Origin of the sequence: Nocardia sp. NPDC004168 (assembly GCF_040610355.1) — a bacterium.
Taxonomy (GTDB): Bacteria; Actinomycetota; Actinomycetes; order Mycobacteriales; family Mycobacteriaceae; genus Nocardia; species Nocardia sichangensis.
In genome coordinates this window covers 282,341-299,322 of the sequence record NZ_JBEXME010000004.1, presented here as the reverse complement: position 1 = coordinate 299,322, position 16,982 = coordinate 282,341, and the positions used below count along the sequence as shown (strand labels likewise).

At 66.4% G+C, this 16,982-nt stretch carries 18 protein-coding genes; 10 read left to right on the top strand and 8 right to left on the bottom strand.

From position 1 onward, the window contains the following. Nucleotides 1-144: 144 nt before the first annotated feature. The 3 genes from ABZW96_RS10800 to ABZW96_RS10790 all read left to right on the top strand — a co-directional run bounded on the left by ABZW96_RS10800 (nt 145) and on the right by ABZW96_RS10790 (nt 2,923). Nucleotides 145-990: a ParA family protein gene (locus tag ABZW96_RS10800; RefSeq protein ID WP_355073412.1), complete on the top strand. Its 846-nt coding sequence runs from the start codon at nt 145-147 to the stop codon at nt 988-990. Continuing rightward, nucleotides 990-1,781, top strand: a complete 792-nt coding sequence (locus ABZW96_RS10795; protein WP_355073410.1) for a hypothetical protein — start codon at nt 990-992, stop codon at nt 1,779-1,781. Before ABZW96_RS10800 ends, ABZW96_RS10795 begins: the two co-directional genes overlap by 1 nt. A gap of 677 nt (nt 1,782-2,458) precedes the next feature. Then, complete coding sequence (locus ABZW96_RS10790) at nt 2,459-2,923, top strand: C40 family peptidase (RefSeq protein ID WP_355073761.1); 465 nt, start codon at nt 2,459-2,461, stop codon at nt 2,921-2,923. A 34-nt stretch (nt 2,924-2,957) separates the two neighbouring features. Here the strand turns inward: ABZW96_RS10790 and ABZW96_RS10785 are convergent, their stop codons facing one another. Then, nucleotides 2,958-4,142 (bottom strand): hypothetical protein, encoded by a 1,185-nt coding sequence (locus ABZW96_RS10785; protein WP_355073408.1) that lies wholly within the window; start codon nt 4,140-4,142, stop codon nt 2,958-2,960. A 44-nt stretch (nt 4,143-4,186) separates the two neighbouring features. Next, entirely contained in the window at nt 4,187-4,891 is a 705-nt protein-coding gene (locus ABZW96_RS10780; protein ID WP_355073406.1) for a YoaK family protein, read from the bottom strand. Between the two features lie 224 nt (nt 4,892-5,115). Between ABZW96_RS10780 and ABZW96_RS10775 the strand changes: the two genes are divergently transcribed. The 3 genes from ABZW96_RS10775 (at nt 5,116) to ABZW96_RS10765 (ending at nt 8,731) form a co-directional block, all read left to right on the top strand. Further along, a complete protein-coding gene (locus ABZW96_RS10775; protein ID WP_355073405.1) occupies nt 5,116-6,054 on the top strand; it encodes an acyl-CoA dehydrogenase family protein in 939 nt (312 codons plus the stop codon). A gap of 830 nt (nt 6,055-6,884) precedes the next feature. Next, nucleotides 6,885-7,886, top strand: a complete 1,002-nt coding sequence (locus ABZW96_RS10770; protein WP_355073403.1) for an ATP-binding cassette domain-containing protein — start codon at nt 6,885-6,887, stop codon at nt 7,884-7,886. Next, nucleotides 7,883-8,731 (top strand): ABC transporter permease, encoded by an 849-nt coding sequence (locus tag ABZW96_RS10765; RefSeq protein ID WP_355073401.1) that lies wholly within the window; start codon nt 7,883-7,885, stop codon nt 8,729-8,731. Before ABZW96_RS10770 ends, ABZW96_RS10765 begins: the two co-directional genes overlap by 4 nt. A 15-nt stretch (nt 8,732-8,746) precedes the next feature. Here ABZW96_RS10765 and ABZW96_RS10760 read toward each other — a convergent pair whose 3' ends face one another. Further along, nucleotides 8,747-8,959: a hypothetical protein gene (locus ABZW96_RS10760; RefSeq protein ID WP_355073399.1), complete on the bottom strand. Its 213-nt coding sequence runs from the start codon at nt 8,957-8,959 to the stop codon at nt 8,747-8,749. A 106-nt stretch (nt 8,960-9,065) separates the two neighbouring features. Between ABZW96_RS10760 and ABZW96_RS10755 the strand changes: the two genes are divergently transcribed. After that, on the top strand, nt 9,066-9,593 hold the full coding sequence (locus ABZW96_RS10755; RefSeq protein ID WP_355073397.1) for a peptidylprolyl isomerase: 528 nt from the start codon (nt 9,066-9,068) through the stop codon (nt 9,591-9,593). Between the two features lie 4 nt (nt 9,594-9,597). Continuing rightward, the gene (locus ABZW96_RS10750; protein ID WP_355073396.1) at nt 9,598-10,470 is read left to right on the top strand and encodes a rhomboid family intramembrane serine protease; all 873 of its coding nucleotides are present in this window, start codon (nt 9,598-9,600) and stop codon (nt 10,468-10,470) included. Between the two features lie 67 nt (nt 10,471-10,537). On the opposite strand, the gene ABZW96_RS10745 is transcribed toward ABZW96_RS10750, so the two are convergent. Next, entirely contained in the window at nt 10,538-11,023 is a 486-nt protein-coding gene (locus ABZW96_RS10745) for a PH domain-containing protein (protein ID WP_355073394.1), read from the bottom strand. Between the two features lie 89 nt (nt 11,024-11,112). After that, complete coding sequence (gene crgA / locus ABZW96_RS10740; RefSeq protein WP_039803465.1) at nt 11,113-11,376, bottom strand: cell division protein CrgA; 264 nt, start codon at nt 11,374-11,376, stop codon at nt 11,113-11,115. Between the two features lie 97 nt (nt 11,377-11,473). On the opposite strand from crgA, the gene ABZW96_RS10735 reads away from it, so the two are divergent. Beyond that, the gene (locus tag ABZW96_RS10735; RefSeq protein ID WP_355073392.1) at nt 11,474-12,118 is read left to right on the top strand and encodes an aminodeoxychorismate/anthranilate synthase component II; all 645 of its coding nucleotides are present in this window, start codon (nt 11,474-11,476) and stop codon (nt 12,116-12,118) included. Then, complete coding sequence (locus ABZW96_RS10730; protein WP_355073390.1) at nt 12,115-12,795, top strand: dihydrofolate reductase family protein; 681 nt, start codon at nt 12,115-12,117, stop codon at nt 12,793-12,795. Before ABZW96_RS10735 ends, ABZW96_RS10730 begins: the two co-directional genes overlap by 4 nt. Before the next feature lie 210 nt (nt 12,796-13,005). Here ABZW96_RS10730 and ABZW96_RS10725 read toward each other — a convergent pair whose 3' ends face one another. From ABZW96_RS10725 to ABZW96_RS10715, 3 genes are all read right to left on the bottom strand, one after another. Beyond that, entirely contained in the window at nt 13,006-13,425 is a 420-nt protein-coding gene (locus ABZW96_RS10725; RefSeq protein ID WP_355073389.1) for a CBS domain-containing protein, read from the bottom strand. Nucleotides 13,426-13,532: 107 nt separating this feature from the next. Beyond that, on the bottom strand, nt 13,533-15,434 hold the full coding sequence (gene pknB, locus ABZW96_RS10720; protein ID WP_355073387.1) for a Stk1 family PASTA domain-containing Ser/Thr kinase: 1,902 nt from the start codon (nt 15,432-15,434) through the stop codon (nt 13,533-13,535). Continuing rightward, nucleotides 15,431-16,951 carry a protein kinase gene (locus tag ABZW96_RS10715; protein WP_355073386.1) on the bottom strand — a complete coding sequence of 507 codons (1,521 nt, stop codon included), beginning with the start codon at nt 16,949-16,951 and terminating at the stop codon, nt 15,431-15,433. The genes pknB and ABZW96_RS10715 overlap by 4 nt, the downstream gene beginning before the upstream one ends. Between the last annotated feature and the right edge of the window lie 31 nt (nt 16,952-16,982).

Below are 16,982 nucleotides of genomic sequence, written 5' to 3'. Positions count from 1 at the left end.
GTGTACGCACCCGAGCTTCGAGGCCGATACGGATAACGGGCGTCCCCCCGACGAATTTCGAGTCGGCAGCAGCGGGAACACGGGCTCGCCGTCCCGGCGGGGTGGTGAAATTTCCGGCCGGATAGCCGGAACCTTTGTGTCCAATTGGACACAGAGCGGCAGCGGCACAGCCGCGACAAGGCGCCGCAATCAGACGATATTCGTCGATACTGTGCCAGACTGGCCCGGCACAGTAATACACTCCTCACCCTCGGAGGAACGTCAATGACGAATTCTGTTGCGCCACTCGAATTGCCCGAACCTCTGGTCATCACGCTGGGGAATCTCAAGGGCGGTGTCGGCAAAACGACATCAGCGTTCTTCTTGGCGAGCTACTTCGCTTCTGTTCACGAACTGCGGGTGCTGGTGATCGACGCCGACCCGCTCAGCCAGACCGGCTACTCCTGGTACCGGCGGCTGGTCAAGGGGGGCATCGAAGTGCCGTTCCATCTGGTCGCGTTCCCGTCGCGGCATGTCGGCGACTGCATAACGGACAATGCCGCCGATTTCGACGTCATCATCGTGGACGCCGGGGGTGAGTCGGCCGATATCTTCAAGGCCGCTGTTCCGGAGAGCGACGAGCTGTTGCTGTTGACGAGTGTGAGCCCGTCGGAAGTCAAACGCGTGCCGAGTACGTTCAAAGCCGCCGAGGAGGCGGCGGCCGACACCGACCGGGAAATCCGGGTGCGGGTGCTGATGACCAAAGTCCCGGTGATCATGAAGAAAGGCGTCAATGTCTCGACCGAATACCGTGCGCAGCGGGGCCATTTGGAAAGCGCGGGCTACGACGTATTCGATTCCTATTTGAGCGCCTGGAAATGGTATCGGGAGGCGGCCGACGGGGAGGTGGGGGAGGGCGCCGAGAATCCGATCGAGGATTTGGGCGAGTACCGCAAGGTGGGCGACGAGCTGCTGAGCGCGTATCGCGCCCTGCTGGAGGTGCCTGCCTGATGCCTCCACAACGCAGGAAGGGTTCGATCGGCGGGGCGAATCCGCTATCCGACGGCGCCGAGCACACGCCACCGGTGTCCCCGCTGCGCGACGCCGAATGGCGGCGGTCGAAGCCGGCCGTGAGCCCGAATGTCTTGACCATGCCGGTGCCGGACGCGGGTGACGGACCCCTGAGCGACCGAGAACGGGCGCAGTTGACGGCGTGCGAGTCGTCGATCGATACGCTGCGGATCGCATTCTGGGCCGCCGGGCGTGCGCTGCAGATCGTGCGGGACGGCAGGCTCTACCGCGACAGCCACGAGACGTTCGACGACTACGTGGAACAGCGGTGGGATATGCAGCGGTCGTACGCGCACAAGCTGATTCGCGCTTGGCCGCTCGCCGCGCGGCTGCAGCCGGTCGCGCCCGCGATCAACGAGGGCCAGGTCCGCGAACTGCTGCCGGTGGCGGCCGAATACGGGGAAGACGCTGCGGTCACCATCTACACCACCGTGGCGGCGGGTGCCGACGTGAAGGTCACCGCGGGAAAGCTCCGGCAGGCGGTGGCGCTGCTGCCCGAACGCTATGACGAAGAAGTGGTGGTCGAGCGTCTCCAAGCGTGGCTGCGCGGCGAACTGCCGGGCGACCCGACCGATCGCTCCGCCGACATCTTCACCGCCATGGAATCCCGGCTCGCGGCGCTGACGAAGCGCGTGGTCAAAGGATCCAGCGACGACCCACGCGCGGCGCGCGAATTCGCGGCCAAGCTCCGTACGATCGCCGAGCAGATCGAGGAACAGATCACCGCGTGAAATCGCAGTCGGCGACGGCCCCGCAGCGGAATGTTTTCCCTGCGGGGTCATTGCGTACAGAGGGAACGAATTGCGAGACGCGGAATTATCGTTGCGGGTGCCGGAACGAGTTATTATTTCGTTATGGAAATAAAGGTGTGTTGTGCTTTACGTGATGCAAACTATGCCGAAAGGTGAATACTCGGATCGGATCCGCTGGACTGACGAAGCACCGTGATGTTTCGAATCAATTCGAGGTCTTTGGTGAAGTCCGTCGCGCCACGCATGGCGGCGTCGTATGGCTCCGCCGGAGGCCGGCGATATGAGCATCGGAGGACCGCATCATGGCATCATCGACCGACGACCGATATATCCGCTACCTGCGACGTGCTGTGCTCTGGGCACTCGCCACCGGAGCGGCCGCATTCATCGGCGTGTTGTGCAACGCAGGGGAGGCATCGGCCCAGCCGGTGACCATTCCGGGCGTGGGAACGTTCGAGATTTCCGACTACATTCCCCTGAACAACGCCATACTCCCCGTCACCGAATCTCCGGTGACCGCGGGGTTCTCGGATATCGAGAACATCGCGAGTACCCCGGTTCCGCAGATCGAGATCGCGCCTGCCACGCTCGGCCCGGCGATCGAGTCCCCGGTTTCGGTGAAGATTCCCGTAATCGAGCTGCCGTTACCGACGACTGTGCCTGCGATCGAGATCCCACTGATCGGCGTGCTTCCGGAGATCGAGATCCCTTTCCTCGGTGACCTCCCGCAGATCATGCCTCGGGCGCCCACTCCGCCCGCCGCGGTGATTCCGCAGAGGACCGCCGGTGATATGGCCGTCGACGCGGCACGAACCAAACTCGGTTCCGATTACAGCTATGGCGCCGTCGGCCCGGACTCCTTCGATTGCTCCGGGCTGGTGCAGTGGTCCTACGAGCAGGCCGGCGTGGAGCTGCCACGCACCAGCTACGACCAGCTCGCCGCCGGAACGCCGGTACCGCTCGACGAACTGCGTCCCGGCGACATGGTCTCGTTCTACGGCGGAAGCCACTCCGCCCTCTACGCAGGCGACGGCAAAGTCATCCACGCATCGACATACGGCACGGGCGTGACCACTTCCCCCCTCTCCTCGATGCCGGTGACAGGCGCCCGCCGATTCTGATTCCCTCTGGTGCAGCCGCACCGCAGTTCGCAGGTCAGGGAGAGACCGCCGCCCCTTCCAGTGCGGCCAGCGTCTCGGCATCCGGCCAGTGGCGGATTTCGTAGCGGCGAGGTGAGAGATCCGGGACCGGAGTGAGGCCGGTCAGTCCCACGACAGCATCGAACGGGACCTCGAAAAGACGCTCCAGTTCACCTCGGTCGTCACGGCAGAAGGCGACGTAGTCGGCCTCCGGGAGCAAGTAGTCGACACCTTCCCCCCAGACGGTGATCGTGAAGGGACCCTTGTCGCCATGGCCGTACATGACCGAACCGACATAGGCGGACTCGAGGTCATAGGGCGTGAATTCCAGATCGCGCTCGACGATCTCGTTGAGAATCTGAGCCTGCGCGTCGTATTCGGTGACCGCCAAACCGCATCGGGCCCGCTGCACGGCGGGCAGGTGGCGGTGCGCGGGCGAACGATCGAGCGGAATGACCGCGCCACTGTCGTCCACGGTGTACCCCTGTGGCGAGACCGGCCGGGCCGCGTCACGATACTGCTCTTCCACCACCTCGAAGATCGGCTCGAGATCGTCCGCGCCGGTCGCGATGATGAGCGTGTCGACATCGGGCATGAAGGCGACAGGTGGTCGGGTTCCGAAGCCGGAACCGGCGAGCCAGCCGGGGAACAGCGGCCATGATGTGCAGTAGCCGTCGCCGTCGTCGACGAATTGCAGGATGCCGTCTTCCTCTATGTCGGTGAAACTCACTATCGCGCCGAGATTCTCGCGCGCCGCCGCGAAAACCTCCTCGGGACTCACATCCCATTCGCGCAACGACGCGTAGGTGACGATCGATCGGGTGTGGGGCAAATCGATGGCCACCATCTCGTCCACGAATGGAAACGCGGAGCGAGCGATCGGCCGCGACTCCGGTTCGACGCCTGCGCCGAAGCTGTTGGGACGCAATATCGGCCGCAGCATGGACCGCACCGAAGGCCAACCCGGTGCGGGGGTGCGTAGCTCACGCACGGCGTCGCAGTGCTGTGCGACCCGGGCATCGCGCTCCGTGGCATCGAGCTCACGCGTTTCCCGAAAGATGTTGTGCAGGTCGAGAAAAAAATCGCCGATCCGTATCGCGAACTCGTCCGGGTCGTATTCGACATCGGTTTCGCCCAGCGCCGCCAGATGCTGCATGACGAGCGCGGCGAAGGCGGCGGCTTCGTCTTCGATATTCTGCACGCGGCCACGGTAGTCGCGAAGTCCCGCGGTCACCCGGCGGTGGCTTACCGTGTGAGGGGACCGTGCCGATCCAGGTGCAGATAGGTGAAGCCGGTGACGAGCAGGCACACGACTGTCGCGGTGATCAGCATGGCCCAGCCGGCGACCAGCAGGCTCAGCAGTCCGCCGAGCAGCGCGCCGAGCGAGAAACCGGCATAGAGCAGGAAGTACCCGAGCCAGTCCGCGTAGTCGCCACCGCTGAGGTGGCGTTCGACACCTTGACCCAGCTTGACGAGCGTCCCGGTGACGTAGCTGAGCGGTATGGAGACCTCACCGTTGCGGACGAACGATGTGTTGAGCGCGCCGACGCCGAAGGCGACGAACAAGATCGGCAGCAGACCGATCGGCTTGCTGGACGTCTGGTATTCGAGCAGGTCGACGGCCGAGGCCAGCGCCAGGCAGACAGTGGTGAGCAGAGTGGGCCCGTGTGGGTGCCCGGACCAGTAGCGTCTGCGGCACCATGAGGCCACCACGACACCGGACAGGAAGGACATCAGCAATCCGGCGGCCGCCAAACCCATGTCCGATTCGTCGTGAAAGTACCCGAGGACGGCCCGTTCGGTATTGCCCGTCATGAAAGTGACGAAATAGCCGGCGGTATGCATGAACGCCGCCGCACCGATCAGCCCGGCGAGTGCCGCCAGCACCCAGGACAGTCTGGCTTCGGAGTCGAAAAGTGCCTTCTTGCGATCTTCTTCCAGTTCCGGCACAGGTCGAACTCCTTCCGGTACGGCGCGGCAGTTCAGTCAAGCAGGCTCGTCGACGGAATCGGCCCACGCAGGGCCGACCGTTGCTCATTGATCGCCGGCATTCCGGGCACGTTCCGTCGACGCATGCTCCCACGCGATATCGAAGCGCCGTTTCACCCCGGTCGGCGGGCCGTCGTCCGCACCGAGCCCTCTCGAGCGAGTCGCTGCTCGGTTACCGTGCTGAGGTGGATACTCTGCTCGACTTCCTGCTGACCGAGCCGGTGGCGGCCGCGCCGCTCGATGACGTCGCCGCGGCGTGGACGCGACATCGTGTGGCGGCGAATCGTTTCGAGCAGCCGGTGGAGGTGTCGATCGCGGGCGGCTTCGGAGCCGACCGGCTCGGCTTCGCCTTCCTGTCCGGTTACCAGGAAGCGCTGCGGACGCTGATTCCCGACCTGCCGGACGACGAACTGGTCGCGATGTGCGCCACCGAGGAAGGCGGCGGTCACCCCGCCGCGATCCGCACCACGCTCACCGAGCGGGACGGGGTCTGGCTGCTCGACGGCACCAAGTCGTTCGCGACCATGGGCTCTTACGCGCGACAGCTGGTGGTGATCGCCAGTGTCGGCACGGCGCCGGACGGGCGGAACCGGTTGCGCGCCTGCACGGTCGAGACGGGGGAACCAGGCGTGCGCCTGACCGATCATCCCGCGCTGTCGTTCGCGCCCGAGGTCCCGCATGCGTCGGTCGTGCTGACCGGCGTGCCGGCGCTGCCGCTTCCCGGTGACGGATATCTGGACTACCTCAAGCCGTTCCGGACGATCGAGGACATCCACGTGCTGGCCGCCACGCTGGGCTGGCTGGTGCGGTTGGCTCGGGTGTCGCAGTGGCCGCGCGCGAGTCGGCAACGACTGTTGACACTGGTGGCCGCCGTGCGCGGCCTGGACATCGATGCGCCGGGTGCTGCCGGGGTGCACATCGCCCTCGGCGGGGTCTTCGATTCGTTCGGTGACGTGCTGGCCGAACTCGAGCCTTTCTGGCAGTCCGCCGACCCCGTGACACGGCAGCGGTGGGAGCGTGACCGGCCACTGCTCGCCACCGCCGGGCGCGTGCGCGCGCAACGCCTCACCGCCGCGTGGCGGGCGGTGGAACCGGGCGACGACCAAGCGGGAACAGGGGTCTGACCTGGTCTGAAAATGGGGAGCGGGCCTCGGCGAAGGGGGGGAGTTAGCCGAGGCCCGCGTAGGGTCGGCCCGGGGGGGAGGGGCCGACGAGAACGATGCTACTCGATGATGTGTGTTTGTGTGTGCGGGGGGACGGCCGCGCTCCAAGTTTTTTTGGGTGGGCTTACTTTCTGGATGCCGCATGGCAGTTGTCCCTGGCCCCTCGGTCGCCAACGCCATTCCCGCCTGTTGGCTTAGTGTTTGCCAAAAGTGTTGTAAAGCAAGCGTTTCCATGGCTGTGCGGCAGCATGACCTGCTGCGGATCCGCGTTGTGCACAACATGCCGACCGGTCGCCGAAGAAAGGAATCCACGAGAACGTTCGGGCGTGTCCGCCATTCCGGGCGTGGTGCCGCCCGCGCGCATAGACCGAATGTGTCGTACCCCGATGCGAACATGTGTTCGTGATCACCGACTGGACCGTTCGCGCGGAGCGCCCCCGCTCGCCGCGACAACGCGCATGCGAATTTCCGTCATCCGAGTACGGGTCCTCGGCGATTCGGGTAGTCCGCTACGCGCGCTCGGGTACCCGTGCGCGCGGGATCATCGAACCGGTCGCATTCCGATCCGGTACCCCCGAGCACCGACCGGATCGGAATGCGGCCTTCTCGCGTTGCACGAGTCGTCCTTCCGGGGCAGACAGGTCTCCGGAAACAAATCGGATGAAATTGTCGGCGAGCGGGACGATACTGTGCCGGGTATCGGCCGGTGATCCGATCCAGCGAATTGATCGGCGCCCGGGGCTCCTGGGGTCGCACTCATTCGCATCGAACTCGTCAACTTCAGGAGAATCATGCCCGACGCAATAGTCGCCGAGGGTCTGGTCAAACGATACGGCCAGCTGGTGGCCCTCGACGGACTCGATCTGCGAGTCCCGGAAGGCACCGTCACCGCACTGCTCGGACCCAATGGCGCAGGCAAGACCACCACCGTCCGCGTGTTCACCACTCTGCTGGTGCCGGATGCCGGACGCGCGACGGTCGCCGGAATCGATGTGCTGCGCGATCCGCAGACGTTGCGTTCCCGCATCGGGGCGTCGGGACAGTATGCCGCGGTCGACGAATACCTCACCGGTTTCGAGAATTTGGAAATGGTGGGACGTCTTTATCACATGGGGGTGCAGCGAAGTAAGGAACGCGCGCGCGAATTGCTCGAACGATTCCGGCTCACCGACGCCGCGGACCGTCCGGTCAAGGGTTACTCCGGCGGCATGCGCCGTCGCCTCGATCTGGCGGGCGCGTTGGTCGCGAACCCTCCCGTGCTGTTCCTCGACGAGCCCACCACCGGACTGGATCCTCGTGCGCGCCTGGATCTTTGGGACGTGATCGAGGAATTGGTCGCGGGTGGGACAACGTTGCTGCTCACCACCCAGTACATGGAGGAGGCGGATCGGCTCGCCGATTCGATCGCGGTGATCGACCACGGCAAGGTGATCGCCAAGGGCACCGCGGACGAACTCAAGACCATGGTCGGCGGCGACCGCATCGAGTTGACCGTCGATCGCGTGGACAATCTCGCGACGGCCGAGGCCGCGCTGAAGAGTTTGGCGGACGGGGAGATTCATCTGGAACCAGGGTTGCGCCGGATCATCGTCCCGGTCTCCGACGGGTCGCAGGCACTGGTGGAGGCAGTGGGGCGGCTGGCCGAGCACAGCGTGCAGATCCACGACGTAGGTCTGCGCCGCCCGTCGCTGGACGACGTCTTCCTCACCCTCACCGGTCATGAGGCGGAGGCGATCGCCGCCGGTGACGCGGCGAACGACGAGCTGGGAGCTACGGAAGGAACGATCCGATGACCGCCACCGCCCCGGTCCTGGGCAGGCCCTCGCTGGGCGCGCGACTGTCCATTGTGGTCAGCGACAGTGTGACCATCGCGAAACGCAACGTCATCAAGATCAAGCGGGTCCCTGACGTCCTGATCTTCTCCACGCTCTCGCCGATCATGTTCGTGCTGCTGTTCGCCTATGTCTTCGGCGCGGCCATCGACGTCCCAGGCCTCTCCGGCGGATATCGCGAGTTCCTCATCGCGGGCATCTTCGCGCAGACCGTGGTGTTCGGTGCGACCTTCACCGGCGCCGGGCTGGCCGAGGACATGCAGAAGGGCATCATCGACCGATTCCGCTCGCTGCCGATGGCCTCGTCGGCGGTGCTGGTCGGCCGCACGATCAGCGATGTGGTGATCAACGTGGTCAGCCTGACCGTCATGTCGCTGACCGGTCTGCTCGTGGGTTGGCGCATCCGCGGTTCGTTCCTGGACGCGGTGCTGGCCTACATCCTGTTGCTGCTGTTCGCCTACGCGGTGTCCTGGATCATGGCCGTGGTGGGGCTGCTGGTGCGTGCGCCGGAGGTGTTCAACAACGCCAGCTTCATGGTGATCTTCCCGCTCACGTTCATCGCCAACACGTTCGTCCCCAGCGAGAAACTGCCCACCGTCCTGCGGGTGATCGCGGAATGGAACCCGGTGTCCGCGTTGACCCAGGCGACGCGTGAGCTGTTCGGGAACACGAGTCCGCTCGCGCCGACGCCGGATGCCTGGTCGTTGCAGCACCCGGTGATCACTTCGCTGGCCTGGGTGGTGGTGATCCTGGTGGTGTTCGTGCCGCTGGCCCTGCGCCAGTACAAGAAGACGGTCAGTCGCTGATCCGCCGCTGTCTCGTCAGTGCTCGGTCTCCACGCCGGTCTCCGCCAATGGAGTCGGCGTGGAGCCGTTGCGGGAGTATCCGATGCGCGGCGGCGCGGGCGCGGGTTCCGGCGGCTGCGGCCGCCGGGTGCGGGCCAGATAGGCCACGCCACCCGCCAGCGCGACGGCGGCGGCGAGAAGGAGCCGATTACGTGAACGCGACGAGACATGCAGGCGCCCAGAGGTCATTGGACCACTCTATGCACAGCCCGGTGATTCGCGCAGGAGGCCCAGCTCACAGCACGGTCCGGCCCAGTTCCGCGGCCGCGTCGCCGACCGTGGCACGATGGGCGGCGTGACCTCACCGAATCAGACATCCGTGGCAACGCTGCACACGAATCACGGCGATATCAAGCTCGCGCTTTTCGGTAACCACGCGCCCAAGACGGTCCGCAACTTCCTAGGTCTCGCCGACGGTTCTGCTCCCTACACCACCGCGAACGCCAGCGGAGGCAACAGCGGCCCGTTCTATGACGGCGCCCTGTTCCATCGCGTGATGGCCGGTTTCATGATTCAGGGTGGCGATCCCACCGGGACCGGTCGCGGCGGCCCCGGATACGAATTCGGTGACGAGTTCCACCCCGAGCTGCGGTTCGACCGTGGCTACCTGTTGGCGATGGCCAACGCGGGGCCCGGCACCAACGGCTCCCAGTTCTTCATCACCGTTCGACCGCAGCCGCACCTCAACCGCAAGCACACCATCTTCGGTGAAGTCGTGGACCCGGAATCCCGGAAGGTCGTCGACGCCATCGCGACCACCAGGACCGATCGCATCGACCGGCCCGTGGAGCCCGTCGTCATCACCAAGATCACGATCGAATGAGACTATGAACCCCCAGCCGCCCGCACCCACCTGCGTCCGCCATCCGAATCGCCCGACCGGCCTGGCCTGCACGCGGTGCGGGCGGCCGTCCTGTGCGGAGTGCCTGCGACCCGCGGCCGTCGGTCAGCACTGTGTCGACTGTCTGCGCGCGGATCAGCGCGACGTCGCGCCGGTGCGGACGGTCTCGGGCGCGGCAGCGCCCCGGATGTCCGCACCCTATGTGACCTATGCGCTGATCGCGATCAACGTGGTGATCTACGCGATCACCGCGGCGCAGGCCAAGAGCCTGATGGACAACCAGCGTGGCTCCGCGCTGTTCTTCGATTGGGTGCTGTTCGCACCGGCGGTCGCGGACGGCGAATGGTGGCGGGTGCTCGGTTCCGGGTTCCTGCACTACGGCCCCATCCACCTGCTGCTGAACATGTTCGCGCTGTATGTGGTGGGCCGGGATGCCGAATTGGTGCTGGGCCGGCTGCGCTACCTGGCGGTGTACCTGGTCTCGATGCTCGGCGGGGCCGCCGGGGTCATGCTGTTGTCCCAGAACAGTCTCACGGCGGGTGCGTCGGGCGCGGTGTACGGCCTGTTCGGTGCGATCACGATCATTCTGCTCCGGTTGCGGCAGAACCCGAATCAGATGCTGATCATCATCGGCATCAACGTGTTCATCAGCCTGTCACTGCCCGGCATCTCGCTCTGGGGTCATCTCGGCGGTCTGGCCGCGGGTACCGTCGCCACGCTCGGCATTCTGTTCCTGCCGGGTTGGCTGCGAGTGCGCACTCCGCAAGCGGCACGGACGGTCGGCTGGATCGCGGTGGCGCTCGTGGCGTTCGCGGCGCTGGCGCTGGTGGCTGTGGGCGCGATCACTTCGACTGCCTGACAGCGGGATTCGCTTCACGTGAAACATTCGCGGCCGGGTTTGCCGAATGTCCCCGGCCGCGGCGTCGTCAGCGGGTCTTGTCCTGGGTGAGCCGCAGGGCTTCGACCAGGTCTTGATATACGAACTCGGGATTGGCGCCCAGATCCCAGCGGCCGAAGATCAGCAGCCGGTCCACTCCGTCGTGCTGGACGTCGAGTTCCAGCATCGGCATCTTCCGCCCGAGACGGCGGTAGCTCACCACACGGGCGCGCACGATTTGCTCGGGGGTGTATTCGTCAGGTCCCGTCAGGGTGCGGACGACCATGCGTGGTTGCGCGCCGGGCACCACGGACAGTCGCGGGCGTTGCCGGAACCCGAGCGCGGCGAGGGCGAGCAATCCGGCCGCTGCCAGTCCTACGAGCAGGCGGCTCGCCGCCTCGTTGGTGACCACCGCCGCGACGGCCAACGCGACGCCGCCCGCGGCGACCGCGACGAGCGCGGAGGTCGGCGTGGTCCAGACCAGGCCCGGCTCGTCATGGTCCGGCGAGCCGGGGACCGCGGACTCCGAACTCACGGCACTCCCCAATCGCTCCTCGAGTTGTCCACAGGCTCATCCACAGGTGTGCATGAATGACACGTCTGTAATCTGCGCGATGTCGCCGCTCAGCGCCAGCGCATCGTCATGATCAGGCCCACCACCATCAGACCGAAGCCGATCAGGAAGTTCCAGGCGTTGAGATCGTTCATCCAGCTGATCTGCTCGGCCGCCAAGTAGTAGACGAGCAGCCAGGCCAGCCCAGCGAGCATGAATCCGAGCATGATGGCGACATACCAGACCGGCGACGGCCCGGCCTTCACCTTCACCGGCGTCCGGCTGGCGGGGTTGATCGTATAGTCGGTCTTCTTACGGACCTTCGACTTGGGCATGACGTCCTCGTATTCGGCGTGCAGGTCGTGGTCTCTAGGCTATCCCAACAGGTAATGGATGCGACGCGGTGCCGTGCGGGCACGTAATCTCGATGCCATGCGTGTTCTGGTCGTCGACAATTACGACAGCTTCGTCTTCAACCTGGTGCAGTACCTCGGTCAACTGGGTGTCGACGCGGTCGTCTGGCGTAACGACGATCCGAATCTGGCCGACGTCGCGGCGGTGGTCCGTGACTTCGACGGCATTCTGATCAGTCCAGGCCCCGGCACTCCGGACCGTGCGGGCGCCAGTATCCCGTTGGTGCGCGCCTGCGCGGAAGAAAATGTCCCGCTGCTGGGCGTGTGCCTTGGCCATCAGGCGATCGGCGAGGCCTTCGGCGCCACCGTCACCAGGGCTCCCGAGTTGCTGCACGGGAAGACGAGCGAGGTCTTCCACATCGGCGCCGGCGTGCTGGCCGGTCTTTCCGACCCGTTCACCGCCACGCGGTACCACTCCCTCACCGTGCTCGAGGACACCCTGCCGGAGGAGATCGAGGTGCTCGGGCGCACCGAGAGCGGGATCGTGATGGCGATGCGGCATCGCACCTTGCCCATCCACGGTGTGCAGTTCCACCCGGAATCGGTGCTCACCCAGGGCGGGCACCGAATGCTGGCGAACTGGTTGGGCGTGTGCGGTGAGCGTCCCGCCGAAGGGTTGGTGCAGACGCTGGAGGCGGAGGTCGCCGCGCTGGTGCTGCAGTGACCCGTCCGCATGTGCTCCTGTCGGTCGCGACGAGTATCGACGGGTACATCGACGACGCGAGCCCCGAGCGGCTGCACTTGTCCGACGCGGCGGACTTCGATCGGGTCGACCAAGTCCGCGCGGACTCCGACGCCATTCTGATCGGAGCGCAGACCCTGCGCAGCGACAATCCGCGACTGCTCGTCGGCAGCGCCGAGCGCAGGGCGGCCCGCCTCGCCGCGGGCAAGCCGGAGTATCCGTTGAAGGTCACGGTCTCCGCGAGCGGCGAGCTCGATCCCGAACTGCGGTTCTGGCACCACGGCGGCGGCAAGCTCGTCTACACCACCGCGGCGGGTGCGGCGAAGCTCACCACCCGGCTGAGCGGACTGGCCGATGTGGTGGATCTCGGCACCGAACTCGACTTCGGTGCGCTGTTGGACGATCTGGGCCGCCGGGGCGTCGACCGTCTCATGGTGGAGGGCGGCACCCGCATCCATACCGCGTTCCTCGCCGCCGATCTGGCCGACGAACTGCACCTTGCGGTGGCCCCGATCCTGGTGGGTGACGTCGCGGCTCCGCGCTTCCTCGACCCGGCCGATTTCCCGGGGGCGCCCCACCGCAGGATGCGGCTGGCGGGCGTGACGCAAGTCGGCGATGTCGCCGTGCTGCGGTATCTGCCGAAGGCCGACCGGATCTGACGGCGGGTCGTGCCACGACAAAGGGGCGACGCACCGCGGACGACGGTCCGTCGTCCGCGGCCGGGCGTCGGCTCACACCACACCTCGACCGGATTGTGCTGCCCGCCCTAACTCCCTCGAGTTCGCATCGCCGGACGGCAGACCGTTGTCGAAGTGCACAGGTCGATCCGAGAGGGCGGTGGGATACCGCCCTCCGCACCGGTTCGAAAGCTACGGACGCCCGTAGACGGCGGTCACGAACTCGCCGAGCTGGTTATCGTCCAGATGCCTGGCCAGGTCCGCTTCGCTGATCATGCCGACCAGCCGCTTGTCCTCGATGACGGGCATGCGCTTGACCCGGTTGCTCTCCATTTCATCGAGGACTTCCTCGATGTCGGCGTTGGCATCGACCCACCGCGGCGTCGCTTCGCACAGTTCCTCGACCCGGCAGTTCGCGGGGATCTTGCCCTGAGCGATGCACTTCACCACGATGTCGCGGTCGGTGACGATGCCGCACATCCGTTCGTTGTCGTCCGAGACGATCAGCGACCCGACGTTGAGTTCGGCCATGGTGCGCGCGGCCTGCTCGATAGTCGTGTCCTTGGAGATCCACTGAACGCCGGGTTTCATGATGTCCCTGGCAGTGGTCATGAGCTACCTCCTCGTGCTCAGCTGCGCTGATTGGGATGGAGCAGCATCATTCTCCCGCAATTCACACCGGTTGGTCTCGTTTTCTGGATACCGGTGACCACGCCCGATCACGGCGGACCCAGTACCCCCACACCGACCAGGATTGCGCTGTTCTTCTGGATCGAACTGCCCGCGGACGGCTGCTGGCTGAGTATGCGTCCGACATTGCCCGCGTCGAAGGTTCCCTGCGGTGACTGGCTGATCTGGCTGGTGCTGCCAGTCCAACCTTCCGCGCGCAGCTTCTCCACCGCCTGCGAGACGGTGAGACCGACCAGCGACGGCATCTTCAGATCGCCCGCGGACACCTGGACGGTAACCGTGGAGCCCTTCTCCGCGTTGCTGCCGCCGGCCGGGCTGGAGGCGACCACCTCGCCCTTCGGCTTCGAGGACTGCACCTCTTGCACGACGACCTTGAAACCGTTGCCCTCGATATTCGGCTGAGCCACGTCGATCGTCTGGCCGACGACGTAGGGGACGCGAACCGCTTCCGGGCCGGTGCCGATCGTGACGACGACTTCCCAGTCCACGTCGACCTTCGAACCCGGCGACGGATTCTGCTCGATCACCTGATCCTTCTCGGCGGTGCTCGACGGTTTGCGCTCGATGTTCGAGTTGATCCGCAGGCCTTTGGAATTCAACACCTGCTCGGCCTGCTCCTGGGTCAGCCCCGTGAGCTTCGGCACCTGCACTTGGGCGGGCCCGGAGGACACCTGAACCGTGACGGTGCTTCCCTCGTCGATCCGCGAGCCGCCCAAAGGTTGGGTCGCGATGACGTTGCCCGTGGCGACCTTGCCGTCGGGCTTCTGCTGGATCGCCACCGTGAAGCCGAGCTTCTGCAGCGCGTCCTGCGCCTGTTGCGAGGACTTGTTGGACAGATCGGGAACGGCTACCTGGTCCGGCCTGCTGCCAGGCCCGAGCAGCACCCAGAACAAAGCGAACGCCACGGCGACGGCCGCGACTGCGCCGAGCGCGATGTAGGCGGTTCGGCGCTGGCCGTTCGGTTCGGCCGGGTCCTGCTCTGCGGTGTCGTCGTGGCGTTCGACGGTGCGGTAGTTCCGCGGCGGAGGCTCGTCCGCGCTCATGAAGGTGGTGCGGTCCTCGTCGGTCATCACCATGGGGGCGCTGGGCTTCTGGCCGCCGAGTACCCGGATCAGGTCGGCGCGCATCTCGGCGGCGGACTGGTACCGGTTGGCCGGGTTCTTGCTCATCGCCTTGAGCACGACCGAGTCCAGCTCGCGGGGCACCCCCGCGTGCACGTGCGAGGGCAGCCGCGGATCTTCCCGGACGTGCTGGTAGGCGACGGCGACCGGGGAGTCACCCGTGAAAGGCGGCTCCCCGGTGAGGATTTCGAACAGCACACAACCCACGGAGTAGACGTCCGAGCGGGCGTCCACCGTCTCTCCGCGCGCCTGTTCCGGCGAGAGGTACTGCGCGGTGCCGATCACCGCCGCGGTCTGCGTCATCGGGTTGGAGCTGTCGGCGATCGCGCGCGCGATGCCGAAGTCCATCACCTTCACCGCGCCGGACCGATTGATCATGATGTTGGCGGGCTTCATGTCGCGGTGCACGATCCCGGCCTTGTGGCTGAAATCCAAGGCGGCGCAGACGTCAGCGACGACTTCCATCGCTCGGCGCGGCGGCAGCGGCCCCTTGCCGCGCACGATGTCACGCAGTGTGTCGCCGTCGACGTACTCCATCACGATGTACGGCAGCGGGCCGCCGTCCACCTCGGCCTCACCGGTGTCGTAGACCGCGACGATGGCCGGATGATTGAGTGCGGCGGCATTCTGCGCTTCGCGCTTGAACCGCAGGTAGAACGTGGGATCGCGGGCGAGGTCCGCCCGCAGCACCTTGATCGCCACGTCGCGGCTCAGCCGGATGTCGCGGGCCTTGTGCACCTCGGACATACCGCCGAACCCGATGATCTCGCCCAGCTCGTAGCGAGACGAGAGATTCTTCGGGGTCGTCATGGCAGTCCTTGCGAAGAAGTGGCGGATCCGCTGCGAGTGGCCGAGGGCCCCCGGGCACCGGGAATCTCCGGGAATGGTAGGTCGAGAGTCGGGATGCGCGGGCGCGTTGCGGTGGCAGTGGGCGCGGTGGTCGTCGGCTTCGTCGTGCTCGGTGCCGTGGTGGTGGGCGGCGCGGTGGTCGTCGTCGGCTCCGGTGTCGTGGTCTTCGGCTCGGTGGTGGTCGGTTCGTAGGTCTCGGTTTCCACCGGCGCGGGCGCGGGCTTGGGGGTGGTCGTGGTGGCCACCGGCGGGACCGGCTTCGGGTTCGGTGCGACCGTCGCGGTCGGCGACGGCGTGGAATCCGGATTGGTGTCGCCACCGAAGAGCAGGTAGGCCGTGAGCGCGGCGAGCAGGACGGCGCCGATGCCGAGCCCGGTCAGCCATTTCTGGGCAGTGGTGAACCGCTTGTCGCCACCGGGCGGTCGATCGCCCGCCGTGCCACGGCTCAGCACGGTGGCCGGAGCCGCGATCGTGCCCCCGCGATTCGCCGCGCCCACCGCGCCGGCCGCGGGCGTCGAGTAGCGCACCGTCGCCCCGTCGAAGTCGGGTGGCGTGGAGGGGATCACGGCGGTCGGGCCCGGCGGGAGCACCCGCGTGGCGCCGGTCAAGGGCGCGGCGGGATGGGTACCACTCGGCGGCGGCGGACGCCGGCCCGCGCGCACCGCGGCGACCGCGTCGGCGAACTCGCCGCCACTGGCGTAGCGGCGCGCCGGGTCCTTCTCCATCGTGATCTCGACCAGTTCGCGCACGTTGCCGGGCAGATCGGCCGGCATCGGGGGCGGCGTCTCACGCACGTGCTTCATGGCGACGGTGAGCGCGCCGTCGCCGGTGAACGGCCGCTGGCCTGCCAGCACTTCGTAGCCGACCACGGCGAGGGAGTAGACGTCGCTGGCCGCGGTGGCGTCCTCGCCGACCGCCTGTTCCGGTGCGATGTACTGCGCGGTGCCCATCACCATGCCGGTCTTGGTCACCGGGGAGGCGTCCACCGCCTTGGCGATACCGAAGTCGGTGATCTTCGCCTGACCGGTCGGGGTGACCAGGATGTTGCCCGGCTTCACGTCGCGGTGCACCACGCCCGCGCGGTGCGCCACCTCCAGGGCACGGCCGGTCTGCTCGAGCAGGTCGAGGCCCTGGGCGACCGATAGCCTGCCCAGGCGGTTGAGCACCGTGTTCAGCGGCTCACCCTGGACGAATTCCATGACCAGGTAGGCGATCTCGCTGCCCTGCGGGTCGATCGTCTCGCCGTAGTCGTAGATGCCCGCGATGCCGGGGTGATTCAGCTGGGCGGTGGTCTTCGCCTCGGTGCGGAATCGATGCCGGAACGTCGGGTCGGCCGAGAACTCCGACTTCAGCACCTTGACCGCGACCCTGCGGTCCAACCTGGTGTCCAGCGCTTCCCAGACCTGGCCCATGCCGCCGGTCGCGATCAGTCGCTGCAGCCGGTACCGGTCGGCGATCATCGCACCGTTGTTCAGCATCGAGGTCCCCGTACCTTCACTCGCACATCCA

Coding starts and splice junctions, on each gene's coding strand:
- ABZW96_RS10795 (WP_355073410.1), top strand. CDS start 990: ATGCCTCCACAACGCAGGAAGGGTTCGATCGGCGGGGCGAATCCGCTA.
- ABZW96_RS10760 (WP_355073399.1), bottom strand. CDS start 8,959: ATGACCTCTGGGCGCCTGCATGTCTCGTCGCGTTCACGTAATCGGCTC.
- ABZW96_RS10765 (WP_355073401.1), top strand. CDS start 7,883: ATGACCGCCACCGCCCCGGTCCTGGGCAGGCCCTCGCTGGGCGCGCGA.
- ABZW96_RS10770 (WP_355073403.1), top strand. CDS start 6,885: ATGCCCGACGCAATAGTCGCCGAGGGTCTGGTCAAACGATACGGCCAG.
- ABZW96_RS10735 (WP_355073392.1), top strand. CDS start 11,474: ATGCGTGTTCTGGTCGTCGACAATTACGACAGCTTCGTCTTCAACCTG.
- ABZW96_RS10750 (WP_355073396.1), top strand. CDS start 9,598: ATGAACCCCCAGCCGCCCGCACCCACCTGCGTCCGCCATCCGAATCGC.
- ABZW96_RS10715 (WP_355073386.1), bottom strand. CDS start 16,951: ATGCTGAACAACGGTGCGATGATCGCCGACCGGTACCGGCTGCAGCGA.
- ABZW96_RS10725 (WP_355073389.1), bottom strand. CDS start 13,425: ATGACCACTGCCAGGGACATCATGAAACCCGGCGTTCAGTGGATCTCC.
- crgA (WP_039803465.1), bottom strand. CDS start 11,376: ATGCCCAAGTCGAAGGTCCGTAAGAAGACCGACTATACGATCAACCCC.
- pknB (WP_355073387.1), bottom strand. CDS start 15,434: ATGACGACCCCGAAGAATCTCTCGTCTCGCTACGAGCTGGGCGAGATC.